Source organism: Anabaena sp. PCC 7108 (assembly GCF_000332135.1).
Classification (GTDB): domain Bacteria; phylum Cyanobacteriota; class Cyanobacteriia; order Cyanobacteriales; family Nostocaceae; genus Anabaena.
On sequence record NZ_KB235896.1, the window covers coordinates 2,910,038 to 2,923,402 of the forward strand.

A 13,365-nucleotide genomic window follows, 5' to 3' on the forward strand; every position below is an offset into this window, starting at 1 on the left:
TTAGAGGTTATTAAAGTGAACACAAGCCCATTCGCCTCTCCAGAAAATCAGGAGTTGCTTGTTAATCGTTACCAGCTTAAGAAATTAATTGGTAAAGGTGGCATGGGTGAAGTTTTTTTAGCACATGATGTTTTGCTAGGAGGCACACCTGTTGCCATAAAATTTCTATCCCAAACATTTGCCAACCCCAAAATCCAAGAAAGCTTTAACCGTGAAGCCCTACTCAGTGCCGCTTTGAGCCAAAAGAGCATACATATTGTCCGCGCCTATGATTATGGTATGAGTAAAAGTGGCAAAGCATTTTATGTCATGGAATATTTATCTGGCAAAAGATTAAAAGATTTAATTCCCGTACCTTTGTCAATGTTTTTTACTCTAGCACGCCAGATTTGTTTAGGCTTACAGTGCGCTCATAAAGGTATTAGTATAGATGGAAAAATTCATCCACTAGTTCATAGAGATATTAAGCCAGCTAACATAATAGTGATCCCTGATCCCATTTTGGGGCAATTAGTAAAAATTTTAGACTTTGGTATTGCAAAATTTTTAAATTCTTCCAATGTTATTCATACAAAAGGATTTCATGGGACTTTACCATACTGTTCTCCAGAACAATTAGAAGGGGATGAAGTAGATAGTCGTTCTGATATTTATAGTCTGGGTGTAATGATGTTTGAAATGCTGACAGGACAAAAACCTTGGCAGCTAGAAACTCAATATTTTGGAGCTTGGTATAAAGCACACAAATTTGAACAGCCAAAATCAATTCCTGAGGTAAATCCCTATATTCAAGTACCTCAGCAGTTAAATGATTTAATCATGACTTGTTTAGAAAAAGACTTAGTCAATCGTCCGCAAAATATCGCGGAAATTCTGCAAACATTGTCAAAAATAGAACAGTCTGCTCATCAAAACCAGATAGCTAGTGTAGAAAATAAATCCACTCCTCATGGTTCATTGAGTTCAGAATTACCAATCACAATTACACAAACCTGTCGGGAACTTGTGTGGCCTGAAAATAAACCCATTCAGGAAATTGTTTTTCCACAGTTAATAAATACTAAAAAAGGCTCTATGGCAGCTCTATGGCTGATGCTGCCTCAACAAGAAATTATAAATCGCGCTCATACCATCCTTCATAACCAGTTTATCTTTATTACCTCCCCTCACCCGATGTTACTGTGGGTGACAGTACTTTATGGTCGGCAGGTTGTACCCAAGTGGCTACCTTGCTACTTAGATATGCAAAATTCTCAAAATCTTCAGTTGGTATCGACATTGACCAACTATACATCTTACCCTTTGATTCTTTTTACCCTAGAAACACCCCATACCTGTGCCAATGTTCTCAGCAGCAGCATAGCGCCAATACAGCAAAAAAAATTGAAAAATTGGGTGAAACAAAGTCAGCAGCTACCATCTTCTGCTCTCTCCCAAGTCAGCAAAAAGATGTTAAAACATCAGTATAAACAAATACAGTCTCAAATGCTACAATATCTGGAATCTCAACCTCAGATTGTTGCTTAGAGAAACTAGCTGTGTTGGATTATGGTTTAGGAAACGAGGAACTAGAAAAACTATCAACATTCTTCTTCCCAAGTACTTGACAAATAGAAAAAAAGGAGCAATACTAATAAAGTTGCTAAACACAAGGGACTGTAGTTCAATTGGTTAGAGCACCGCCCTGTCACGGCGGAAGTTGCGGGTTCGAGCCCCGTCAGTCCCGTTCTCAAGTGCTGAGTCATGAGTACTAAGTGCTGAATTTAGATGATTTTGAGTTAATCAAAAAGATTTTAATGGATGAATGGTTTTAAACCAGGACTCAGTATTCAGAACTCAGCACCTGTTTTGCTTTGTGAAAGAGAGAATTAACTGTGACCGTTAGAGTCCGTATTGCTCCAAGTCCAACTGGAAATTTACATATTGGTACAGCCAGAACTGCTGTATTCAATTATCTGTTTGCCCGTCACCATGGCGGCAAGTTTATTCTGAGAATTGAAGATACAGATTTAGAGCGATCGCGCCCTGAATATACTGATAATATTCTGTCAGGACTGCGCTGGTTAGGATTGAACTGGGATGAGGGTCCTTTTTTCCAATCCCAAAGGCTGGATCTCTACCAAGCAGCAGTTAAAAAACTGTTAGAACAGGGATTAGCCTATCGCTGCTACACCACATCTGATGAACTAGAGGCGTTGCGAGAAGCGCAAAAAGCTAGAAACGAAGCTCCTCGCTATGACAACCGTCACCGTAACCTCACCCCAGAACAACGCGCCGCATTTGAAGCGGAAGGACGTTCTTCCGTAATTCGTTTTCAAATTGACGACGGACGAGAAATTGTCTGGAATGATTTAGTACGGGGTAAAATGAGTTGGCGTGGCAGTGACTTGGGTGGTGATATGGTCATCGCTCGCGCCTCCGCCGAAGGTACTGGTCAACCACTGTATAACTTTGTTGTCGTCGTAGATGACATTGATATGCAAATTACTCATGTGATTCGTGGTGAAGACCATATCGCCAACACCGCTAAACAGATTTTGTTGTATGAAGCTTTAGGCGCTCAAATTCCCGAATTTGCCCATACACCGCTGATTTTGAATCAAGAAGGGCGAAAACTTTCCAAACGGGATGGAGTGACTTCTATTTCCGATTTTCAGCAAATGGGTTTTACTGCTGAAGGTTTGGTTAATTATATGACTTTGTTGGGTTGGTCTGCTCCAGATTCAACTCAAGAAATCTTTACTTTGGAAGCAGCAGCCAAAGAATTTACCTTTGAGCGTGTCAATAAAGCCGGTGCTAAATTTGACTGGGATAAACTGGATTGGTTGAATAGCCAATATCTCCATAGTATGCCAGTAGATAAACTCACCGATTTGCTTATACCTTTTTGGGAAACTGCTGGATATACATTTTCTGGTGGTAGAGAGCGTCCTTGGTTAGAGCAACTAGCAGGTTTAATTGGTGCTAGTTTGACTCGGTTGGTAGATGCTGTAGCCATGAGCAAAATGTTTTTTATAGAGGCAGTAGAATTTAGCTCAGAAGGCTCGGCTCAACTTCAGCAAGAAGGAGTGAAAGCTACACTTCAAGGTATCCTCACAGCTTTAGAAAATCAGCCTCAACTGTCACCAGATAGCGCCCAAGAGATCATTAAGCAAGTGGTGAAAGAGCAAAAAGTGAAAAAAGGCTTAGTTATGCGATCGCTCCGAGCCGCTTTAACAGGAGATGTACATGGACCAGATCTCATCCAATCATGGTTATTATTAAATCAGATTGGTTTAGATAAACAACGTTTAAATCAAGCAATTACAGCTGCCAATTAGGTAAGGGGAAACAGGGAATAGGGAATAATTAATAAATTCTCCCTACCTCCCCATCTTCGGCATTGGGAACTTAGTGTGTAAAATTCATGTCTTTAAAAATACTTAAAAATGAATGTAATACAATGCCGACAAAAGCGTTCAATATAATAATAAGATTATCTTTGATGATAGTTACTCTCTGTAGTACTTCCATAATTAATAGTTCTGCTGATGCTGAAGAAACACCACCAATTTTTGGGGATATCACCATTAATCGTCAATTTTCCCCAGATCCTTTAAAAGTAAGAGGAATGAGTGGTGGCTCAGTGGCCGCAACCGAAGTGGGTGAGAAAGAAACCCCCACCGGACCATGTGTAGGATTTGTAGATAAAGCCCCAGATCATACTCTCAAGTTAACAAGTAAATTTGATTACCTAAAGCTGCAAGTGGAAAGTCCCAGGGACACCACTATTATGATTAAAGGACCCGGTGGTACTTGGTGCAATGATGATTTTGATGGTAAAAATCCCGGCATTGTGGGTGAATGGTTGAAGGGAATTTACAAAATTTGGGTCGGTTCATACGAAAAAGGCAAATATCTACCCTACACTTTAAAAATTACAGAAGTTAAGTAGGTCAAGGGTTCTGTAAGTTTTAGGGACACGGAAGGGATAGTAAAAGAATTCACCGTGTCTCGACGACCCTGTATTTGTATTAAAATGAGAATTAAGTTAACTTTAATTAAGATTTTTGAGAGGCGTTATGGATTTGCCCTATGGACTTAAGAGCTTAGTGGCAATACCTCAACGGTAATCAGATATCCAATTAAACAAAATGGATTTATAAACATCCGTTACACAGATTAAGTTGTACTGGCTTCTAGAGGTAAATTAAAGATGAAATTTTCTTGGAGAGTCGTAGCACTCTGGTCATTGCTGGCCTTAGTAATTGGCTTTTTCTTCTGGCAAGGGGCTTTTGCAAACGCTCCTGTAGATGCAAGCAAGAATGCAGCTAATACCCGTATGACCTATGGACGGTTTCTGGAATACTTGGACGCTGATCGCGTTACCAATGTAGACCTGTATGATGGTGGTAGAACAGCGATTATCGAAGCTAATGACCAAGATATCGAAAACCGCGTTCAACGCTGGCGAGTTGATTTACCTACTAATGCGCCTGAGTTAATTAACAAACTCAAAGAACATAAAGTTAGTTTTGACGCTCATCCTATCCGCAATGATGGCGCAATCTGGGGCTTATTAGGTAATCTTGTATTCCCAGTGTTATTGATTACTGGTTTGTTCTTTTTGTTCCGTCGTTCTAATAATCTTCCCGGTGGACCTGGCCAAGCTATGAATTTTGGTAAGTCCCGCGCTCGGTTTCAAATGGAAGCGAAAACCGGAGTAAAATTTGACGATGTAGCTGGGATTGAAGAAGCGAAAGAAGAACTACAAGAAGTTGTGACTTTCCTCAAACAGCCAGAAAAATTTACTGCTGTAGGTGCAAAAATTCCTAAAGGTGTCTTGTTAATTGGACCTCCTGGTACTGGTAAAACTTTACTAGCAAAAGCGATTGCTGGTGAAGCTGGTGTACCATTCTTTAGTATCTCTGGTTCAGAGTTTGTAGAAATGTTCGTGGGTGTGGGTGCTTCCCGTGTCCGCGACTTGTTCAAAAAAGCTAAAGATAACGCTCCTTGTATCATCTTTATTGATGAAATTGACGCTGTAGGTCGTCAACGGGGTGCAGGTATCGGTGGTGGTAATGATGAGAGAGAACAAACTCTCAACCAACTGCTAACCGAAATGGATGGTTTTGAAGGGAATACTGGCATTATTATTATTGCTGCTACCAACCGTCCTGATGTTTTAGACTCGGCTTTATTACGTCCCGGTCGTTTTGACAGACAAGTAACTGTTGACGCACCTGATATTAAAGGACGCTTGGAAGTTTTACAAGTTCATGCTCGTAATAAGAAATTAGACAAGAGTGTATCCTTAGAAGCGATCGCACGTCGTACTCCTGGATTCACCGGCGCAGACTTAGCTAACCTCCTCAACGAAGCAGCTATCCTCACCGCTAGAAGACGCAAAGAAGGCATTACCATCTTAGAAATAGATGATGCAGTAGACAGAGTAGTTGCTGGTATGGAAGGAACTCCTTTGGTAGACAGCAAGAGTAAGCGGTTAATTGCTTACCATGAAATCGGTCACGCTTTGGTGGGTACTTTATTAAAAGATCATGACCCAGTACAAAAAGTAACTTTGATTCCTAGAGGACAAGCGCAGGGCTTAACCTGGTTTATGCCTAACGAAGAACAAGGTTTAATTTCTCGTTCTCAACTCAAAGCCAGAATTACTGGTGCTTTGGGTGGTCGTGCTGCTGAAGAGGTCATTTTTGGACCAGCAGAAGTGACAACTGGTGCCGGTGGAGACTTACAACAGTTATCAGGAATGGCACGACAAATGGTAACACGGTTTGGGATGTCTGACTTAGGTCCTTTGTCACTGGAAAGCCAACAGGGTGAAGTGTTCCTGGGTCGTGACTGGACAACACGTTCTGAGTATTCTGATTCTATTGCGGCTCGCATTGATGCTCAAGTTAGAGCGATCGCAGAAGAGTGTTACGATAACGCTAAGAAAATTATCCGTGAACATCGCAGTGTGACAGACCGTTTGGTTGATTTGTTGATTGAAAAAGAAACCATTGACGGTGAAGAATTCCGTCAGATTGTCGCTGAGTACGCTGTTGTACCAGATAAGTCACAGTTTGTTCCGCAACTGTAAGGTTTTTTGTTAGATGTGAAATTGATGGGGATGGTAAAAGCCGTCCCTATTTTTTTGGGAATAATAAACCGCAGAGGACGCAGAGAATTTAATCCGTAGGTTGGGTTAAGCAACAGCGCAACCCAACAAAATAAATCAATGTTGATGGTTATAATTATAGAAAACTGGTAACAGGGTAAGAGATATGATCCAAATTATTCTGGATTCAGAACAAGAAAAGTTATTGCAGTAACAGTTAAAAACTGGTAAATATAGAACACCCAATGAAGTGATTACCGTTGCTTTAGTTACGGAATCAACGAACCACAGAGACACAGAGAACACGGAGGAATGAGGGTTTGAGAGATATTTTGCGTAAGTCCTGAGTAAATAATTTATCATGTGCTGCTGGTTATGTTTGATTTTAATAACTACATCCAAGATATACAAACCAACATTAAACGCGGTGGAGAACGCAGTCATTACCCTAGTTTACAACGTCTAGTTGAAGGTTTAATGATTGGAATTAATGCCAGAATTGAAGAAAAAGGTAATCAAGAAGGTATTCCTGATTTTACCATCAGAAAAAATGACCGAGTTTTGGGATATATCGAAGCTAAGGATATTAATGTTGATTTAATTAAAACCGAAAAAACAGAACAGATTAAACGTTATTTAGAATCCAATATTGGTTACAATTTGATTTTAACTAATTATCTAGAATTTCGTTGGTATGTCGATGGAGAATGTGAAAAAACTGCAAAATTAGCTGATTTAGAACAAGGTGAAATTACGCTGGTTGATGATTTACAACCTATCACAGAATTACTGCAATTATTTCTTGATCAAAAAGCTAAAGATATTAATAACTATTATGATTTGGCTAAAGAAATGGCAGCTTATACTAAAACCATTAGAAACGCGATTTTCTCAACTTTAGATATAGAAACAAACACCGAACAATTAAATCAATTAAAAGAAACATTTAAACAAATATTGATTCTGGATATAGATAATCAAAGCTTTGCGGATATGTATGCTCAAACCATTGCTTATGGTTTATTTACTGCTAGAATTGGTCATGCACAAAACCCTGGACAATTTGCATTTAATCGCACAACAGCAAGTATTTATATTAGTGATAGAATCCCTTTTTTGAAAGGTTTATTTGATATAGTTATTGCTACAGATAGCGTCAGCAAAATTCATAAGTCAATTGAAAATTTAGTAGAATTACTAAATACAGTTGATATGACCAACATTTTAGAAACATTTGGTAGAGAAACCCGCACAGAAGACCCAGTTATTCACTTTTATGAAACATTTTTAGCAGCTTATCAATCTTCATTAAGAAAAAGTAGAGGAGTTTATTACACTCCTGAACCTGTAGTTAATTTTATTGTGCGTGCTGTTAATGATATTTTAGTGAATGAAGAAATCTTTGATTTACAATATGGTTTAGGAAATAGAAGAGTAACTATTCTTGACCCCGCAACAGGTACAGGAACTTTTTTATATGCAGTTATTAAACAAATTCGAGATAATGTTGCTAAATATGGGATTGATAAATGGAATAATTTTTTAAGAGACGCAAAACTTGTACAGCGTCTCTTTGGTTTTGAATTATTAATGACTCCTTACACTATAGCACATTTAAAATTAGGTTTATTATTAGGAGATTTAGGTTATAAATTTGTACCAGAGGAAAGATTAAAAGTTTATTTAACTAATGCGTTGGAAGAAGGAATAAAACAAGGTGATTTGATTCCAGGAATCACACAAATTATAGCCGAAGAATCAAGTCAAGCGGGAAAAGTAAAAACAGAAGTTCCGGTAATGGTGGTATTAGGAAATCCTCCTTATTCTGTCAGTTCCCAAAATGCTAGTAAACGCAAAAGACTCTTAAACCAAGATGAGAAATATTTAGCTGATGTTGAATATACTGGTTCAGTTTGGAATCGCATTTATAAAACCGGAAAAGCAGGTAAAACCATTACTGAATTAACCCATATTGGGGAACTTTTAGAATTATATAAAGGTAGGGTGAGGTTAGAAAAAGAAAAGAATATTCAACCTTTGGATGACGATTATATTAAATTTATTCGGTTTGCTCAATATCAAATTCAAAAAACACCTAAAGGTTATGGTATTATTGGTTTTATTACTAATCATTCCTATCTCAATGGTTTAATTCATCGGGGAATGAGAGAGGAGTTATTAAAGTATTTTGACACTTTATATATTATGGATTTGCATGGTAATTCTTTATTAAAAGAAACTACACCAAATGGAAATGTTGATCAAAATGTTTTTGATATTCAACAAGGTGTATCTATTTTAATTGCTGTGCGAGAAAAAAGCGAACCTGATTATTTTTCTACTGCTTATAAATCCAGAGATGGAATTAAGGAAATGGCAAAAGTATTATATTATGATCTTTGGGGAAGTCGTGATAAAAAATATAAGTTTTTGGAATCTGCAAGTTTAAATAATGTTGACTGGATAGAGTTACAACCAACTGCACCTAATTACTTTTTTACAGCCATAAATTATTCTCTAGATATAGAGAAAGAATATCAAAATTACTGGAATCTTCAGGATATATTTTTAGTATATTCCAATGTTATAGAAACAGGAAAAGATGATGTTTTAATTTCTTTCAATCAAAACAAAATACAAGAATTTATTAAAAAATTATCTAATCCTGCAATTCTTGATCAAGACATAGCTGATATTTATAAAATTGCAGATTCTTCTAATTGGAACTTTTTTAAATCCCGATTATTAATTATTAAAGATGGTATACAAAATGATCTAATTAAACCGATATATTACAGACCATTTGATATAAGATTTACATATTTTCATAGTATTCTTAGAAGAATGCAAGAAAAAGTTTTAACAAATTTAACTCAAAATAACCTGGGACTATTAGCAATGAGACAAGTAGCTTCAGGAGATAATCAATATACACATTTCATGGTTTGTAATCATATAGTTGATAATCGTAGTTTTTTTAGTAATAGAGGTAGGCCAAGTGTTTTCCCTCTCTACATTTATCCAAATACAGAAAATAAACAAACTAATCTTTTTATAGAAAGAACTTCTAATTTATCTCCAAAATTCTTAGAAGCTATCAAAAACAAACTTGGTAAAACACCAACACCAGAGTACATATTTTATTATGCTTATGCTATTTTTCATAGTCCTACCTATCGCACTAGATACGCTGAATTTCTCAAGATTGATTTTCCTCGTCTTCCCTTAACTAGTAATCAAAAACTATTTAATTCTTTAGCTATAAAAGGAGAAGAATTAGTTAATTTACATTTAATGAAATCCGAGAAACTCGATAATTTAATTACTACATATCAAGCAATAGGAGAAAATCAAGTTAGTGAAGTTACGTATAATTCAGAATTGCAAAGAGTGTATATTAATAAACAGAATTATTTTACAGATATTCCCCAACACATCTGGGAATTTAAAATAGGTGGATATCAAGTATTAGATAAATGGTTAAAAGATAGAAAAAATGCAAATCGAGTATTATCTGAAGATGAAATTATTCATTATCAAAAAATAGTAATTGCTTTAACAGAAACCTTGCGGTTAATGCAGGAAATTGATAGTTTAATTCCTGGTTTTCCGATAGAGTAAATATTCATTATAAAAACGAAAAATAACATAAGAGTTAGCGTTAGCAGTCATAAATTGATAACGCTAACTTGGAGTTCTATTTTTTGCCAACAGCAGTTATTTGCAGTGGAAATCCTAGCTTTCTTCTTTGCTCAACATATAAATGAGCCACCTTTCTTGCCAAATGCCGAATCCTTGCAATGTAACGAGTCCGTTCCGTTACCGAAATTACACCCCGTGCATCGAGCAAATTAAAACTATGGGAACACTTAATTACATAGTCTAAGCTCGGTAAAACAAGTTCTCTCTCTGTTAATTGCGTAGCTTCTTGCTCATACAAATTAAATAGTGTCAGTAACATTTCAGGATTCGACGCTTCAAAGTTATAAGTACACTGTTCAATCTCGCCCTGAAGATGAACATCTCCATATGTAATGTTGTCTGTCCACTGAATATTCGTAATTGCCTCTACTTGCTGGAGGTACATTACAAGTCGCTCCAGTCCATAGGTAATCTCAATTGACACCGGACGGCAATCAATTCCCCCGCATTGTTGGAAATATGTAAATTGAGTAATTTCCATCCCATCTAGCCAGACTTCCCAGCCAGTACCCCAAGCACCCACAGTCGCATCTTCCCAGTTATCTTCCACAAAACGAATATCGTGGTCTTCAGGACAAATCCCTAAAGCCCTTAAAGAATCAAGATATATCTCCTGAATATTATCCGGTGAAGGCTTAATCAATACTTGGTATTGATAGTAATGCTGAAATCTGTTCGGATTTTCGCCATAACGTCCATCTGTAGGACGACGACATGGTTCAACATAAGCTACAGACCAAGGTTCAGGACCTAAAGCTCTTAAAAAAGTATGGGGATTCTTGGTGCCTGCACCTTTTTCCATGTCATAAGGTTGGGCAATTAAGCAGCCACGCTCACCCCAAAACTGATGCAATAAACTTACTACTGTCTGAAAATTCACGCTCTACTCTTCCTTGAGTCAATAATGCCTAACCCATTGTGGACTAAACCCAGCATTATGAGCAGTTTTGAGCCATTTAAAAAAGAGCGAAGAAAAAAGTTTGTCAAAGTAGTTGACAAGAAGAAAGAGGTTAGATATATTGAATAAGTGCCGGAGAGAGAAGCCGAACGAAAGCGACGCTCGAAGGAGACCGAACCTTGAAAATATTATAGTTTGAAAGACAGTATAAAACAAGTACTCTGCGTCAGTAAAGAAAATAACCTGACCGAGGTTGAAAAAGACGGTCAAAAGAGCTAAAGAAAACGAACCAAAACGGAGAGTTTGATCCTGGCTCAGGATGAACGCTGGCGGTATGCTTAACACATGCAAGTCGAACGGAATCCTTAGGGATTTAGTGGCGGACGGGTGAGTAACGCGTGAGAATCTGGCTTCAGGTCTGGGACAACCACTGGAAACGGTGGCTAATACCGGATGTGCCGAGAGGTAAAAGGCTTGCTGCCTGAAGATGAGCTTGCGTCTGATTAGCTAGTTGGTAGTGTAATGGACTACCAAGGCGACGATCAGTAGCTGGTCTGAGAGGATGATCAGCCACACTGGGACTGAGACACGGCCCAGACTCCTACGGGAGGCAGCAGTGGGGAATTTTCCGCAATGGGCGAAAGCCTGACGGAGCAATACCGCGTGAGGGAGGAAGGCTCTTGGGTTGTAAACCTCTTTTCTCAGGGAAGAAAAAAATGACGGTACCTGAGGAATAAGCATCGGCTAACTCCGTGCCAGCAGCCGCGGTAATACGGAGGATGCAAGCGTTATCCGGAATGATTGGGCGTAAAGGGTCCGCAGGTGGCTATGTAAGTCTGCTGTTAAAGAGCGAGGCTCAACCTTGTAAGAGCAGTGGAAACTACATAGCTAGAGTGCGTTCGGGGCAGAGGGAATTCCTGGTGTAGCGGTGAAATGCGTAGATATCAGGAAGAACACCGGTGGCGAAAGCGCTCTGCTAGGCCGCAACTGACACTGAGGGACGAAAGCTAGGGGAGCGAATGGGATTAGATACCCCAGTAGTCCTAGCCGTAAACGATGGATACTAGGCGTGGCTTGTATCGACCCGAGCCGTGCCGTAGCTAACGCGTTAAGTATCCCGCCTGGGGAGTACGCACGCAAGTGTGAAACTCAAAGGAATTGACGGGGGCCCGCACAAGCGGTGGAGTATGTGGTTTAATTCGATGCAACGCGAAGAACCTTACCAAGACTTGACATGTTGCGAATCTTCTTGAAAGGGGAGAGTGCCTTAGGGAGCGCAAACACAGGTGGTGCATGGCTGTCGTCAGCTCGTGTCGTGAGATGTTGGGTTAAGTCCCGCAACGAGCGCAACCCTCGTTTCTAGTTGCCAGCAATAAGATGGGAACTCTAGAGAGACTGCCGGTGACAAACCGGAGGAAGGTGGGGATGACGTCAAGTCAGCATGCCCCTTACGTCTTGGGCTACACACGTACTACAATGCTACGGACAAAGGGCAGCAAGCGCGCGAGTGCAAGCAAATCCCATAAACCGTAGCTCAGTTCAGATCGAAGGCTGCAACTCGCCTTCGTGAAGGAGGAATCGCTAGTAATTGCAGGTCAGCATACTGCAGTGAATTCGTTCCCGGGCCTTGTACACACCGCCCGTCACACCATGGAAGTCGGTCACGCCCGAAGTCGTTACCCCAACCGAAAGGAGGGGGATGCCTAAGGTAGGACTGGTGACTGGGGTGAAGTCGTAACAAGGTAGCCGTACCGGAAGGTGTGGCTGGATCACCTCCTTTTTAGGGAGACCTAATCCATTTAGAAGTCGAACACAAACAGTAATTAGACGCTAAATTGGTCTAACCTAGGTCGGTCGCAGGTATGATTATACGCTTTCAGACTATGATTGGTTCGATTAAGGGCTATTAGCTCAGGTGGTTAGAGCGCACCCCTGATAAGGGTGAGGTCCCTGGTTCGAGTCCAGGATGGCCCACCTGAATCAATTAAAAATTCAAAATTAAGAATTAAAAATGCAGAGAAAATTTGTTTTTTAATTTTTAATTATCAATTTTTAATTGCTGATGGGGGTTTAGCTCAGTTGGTAGAGCGCCTGCTTTGCAAGCAGGATGTCAGCGGTTCGAGTCCGCTAACCTCCACATTGGAAAAGAAGTCAGCAACTGGATAAAGATTCAGACTGCTGGATTTAACCAGCCAGAACCTTGAAAACTGCATAGTAACGAGAAAAGAAGCAGGCAGACGAAACTGAGTACTGAGTAATGAGTACCGAGTGATGAGTGAAAGACTCAAAGCGGAGTATAGAAGAATTCAGAGCAGCAGAAAAGTTTGCAAGTGGAAACCAATGTAAAAAGTGGTCAAGCTAATAAGGGCTAATGGTGGATACCTAGGCACACAGAGGCGAAGAAGGACGTGGTTACCGACGAAATGCTCCGGGGAGTTGGAAGCAAACTATGAGCCGGAGATATCCGAATGGGGCAACCCTAAATACAGCCTGTTGAATATATAGACAGGTATGAGCTAACCCAGCGAATTGAAACATCTTAGTAGCTGGAGGAAGAGAAATCAATAGAGATTCCCTAAGTAGTGGTGAGCGAAAGGGGAAGAGCCTAAACCAAAGGGTTTACCTTTTGGGGTAGTGGGACAGCAATAACGAATCATGGAGACTA

The 13,365-nt window shown here is 39.5% G+C and carries 6 protein-coding genes, 3 tRNA genes and 2 rRNA genes (1 of these 11 running past the window's edge); 10 read left to right on the forward strand and 1 reads right to left on the reverse strand.

Going from position 1 to position 13,365, the window contains the following annotated elements; genetic code table 11:
• Positions 1-15: 15 nt before the first annotated feature.
• From ANA7108_RS0113755 to ANA7108_RS0113780, 6 genes are all read left to right on the forward strand, one after another.
• Positions 16-1,527 carry a serine/threonine-protein kinase gene (locus tag ANA7108_RS0113755; RefSeq protein WP_016951381.1) on the forward strand — a complete coding sequence of 504 codons (1,512 nt, stop codon included), beginning with the start codon at positions 16-18 and terminating at the stop codon, positions 1,525-1,527.
• Positions 1,528-1,652: 125 nt separating this feature from the next.
• A tRNA-Asp gene (locus tag ANA7108_RS0113760) sits at positions 1,653-1,726 on the forward strand.
• Positions 1,727-1,874: 148 nt separating this feature from the next.
• Positions 1,875-3,320, forward strand: a complete 1,446-nt coding sequence (gene gltX, locus ANA7108_RS0113765; protein ID WP_016951382.1) for a glutamate--tRNA ligase — start codon at positions 1,875-1,877, stop codon at positions 3,318-3,320.
• A gap of 122 nt (positions 3,321-3,442) precedes the next feature.
• On the forward strand, positions 3,443-3,934 hold the full coding sequence (locus ANA7108_RS0113770) for a hypothetical protein (RefSeq protein WP_026104178.1): 492 nt from the start codon (positions 3,443-3,445) through the stop codon (positions 3,932-3,934).
• Between the two features lie 261 nt (positions 3,935-4,195).
• Entirely contained in the window at positions 4,196-6,082 is a 1,887-nt protein-coding gene (gene ftsH2, locus ANA7108_RS0113775; protein WP_016951384.1) for an ATP-dependent zinc metalloprotease FtsH2, read from the forward strand.
• Between the two features lie 393 nt (positions 6,083-6,475).
• Positions 6,476-9,721 (forward strand): type ISP restriction/modification enzyme, encoded by a 3,246-nt coding sequence (locus tag ANA7108_RS0113780; protein WP_016951385.1) that lies wholly within the window; start codon positions 6,476-6,478, stop codon positions 9,719-9,721.
• A 76-nt stretch (positions 9,722-9,797) separates the two neighbouring features.
• Here the strand turns inward: ANA7108_RS0113780 and glyQ are convergent, their stop codons facing one another.
• The gene (gene glyQ, locus ANA7108_RS0113785) at positions 9,798-10,682 is read right to left on the reverse strand and encodes a glycine--tRNA ligase subunit alpha (protein ID WP_016951386.1); all 885 of its coding nucleotides are present in this window, start codon (positions 10,680-10,682) and stop codon (positions 9,798-9,800) included.
• A gap of 309 nt (positions 10,683-10,991) precedes the next feature.
• On the opposite strand from glyQ, the gene ANA7108_RS0113795 reads away from it, so the two are divergent.
• From ANA7108_RS0113795 to ANA7108_RS0113810, 4 genes are all read left to right on the forward strand, one after another.
• Positions 10,992-12,480, forward strand: a 16S ribosomal RNA gene (locus ANA7108_RS0113795).
• Positions 12,481-12,600: 120 nt separating this feature from the next.
• Positions 12,601-12,674, forward strand: a tRNA-Ile gene (locus ANA7108_RS0113800).
• 90 nt (positions 12,675-12,764) lie between these two features.
• Positions 12,765-12,837 (forward strand) — tRNA-Ala (locus ANA7108_RS0113805).
• Between the two features lie 214 nt (positions 12,838-13,051).
• Positions 13,052-13,365 (forward strand): 23S ribosomal RNA (locus ANA7108_RS0113810) (it continues 2,510 nt past the right edge of the window).
• The 16S and 23S rRNA genes sit together here with 2 tRNA genes alongside, the layout of an rRNA operon.

Bases quoted from the DNA above. Each gene is read 5' to 3' on its own strand.
- ANA7108_RS0113780 (WP_016951385.1), top strand. From the start codon at position 6,476: ATGTTTGATTTTAATAACTACATCCAAGATATACAAACCAACATTAAA.
- ANA7108_RS0113770 (WP_026104178.1), top strand. From the start codon at position 3,443: ATGCCGACAAAAGCGTTCAATATAATAATAAGATTATCTTTGATGATA.
- ftsH2 (WP_016951384.1), top strand. From the start codon at position 4,196: ATGAAATTTTCTTGGAGAGTCGTAGCACTCTGGTCATTGCTGGCCTTA.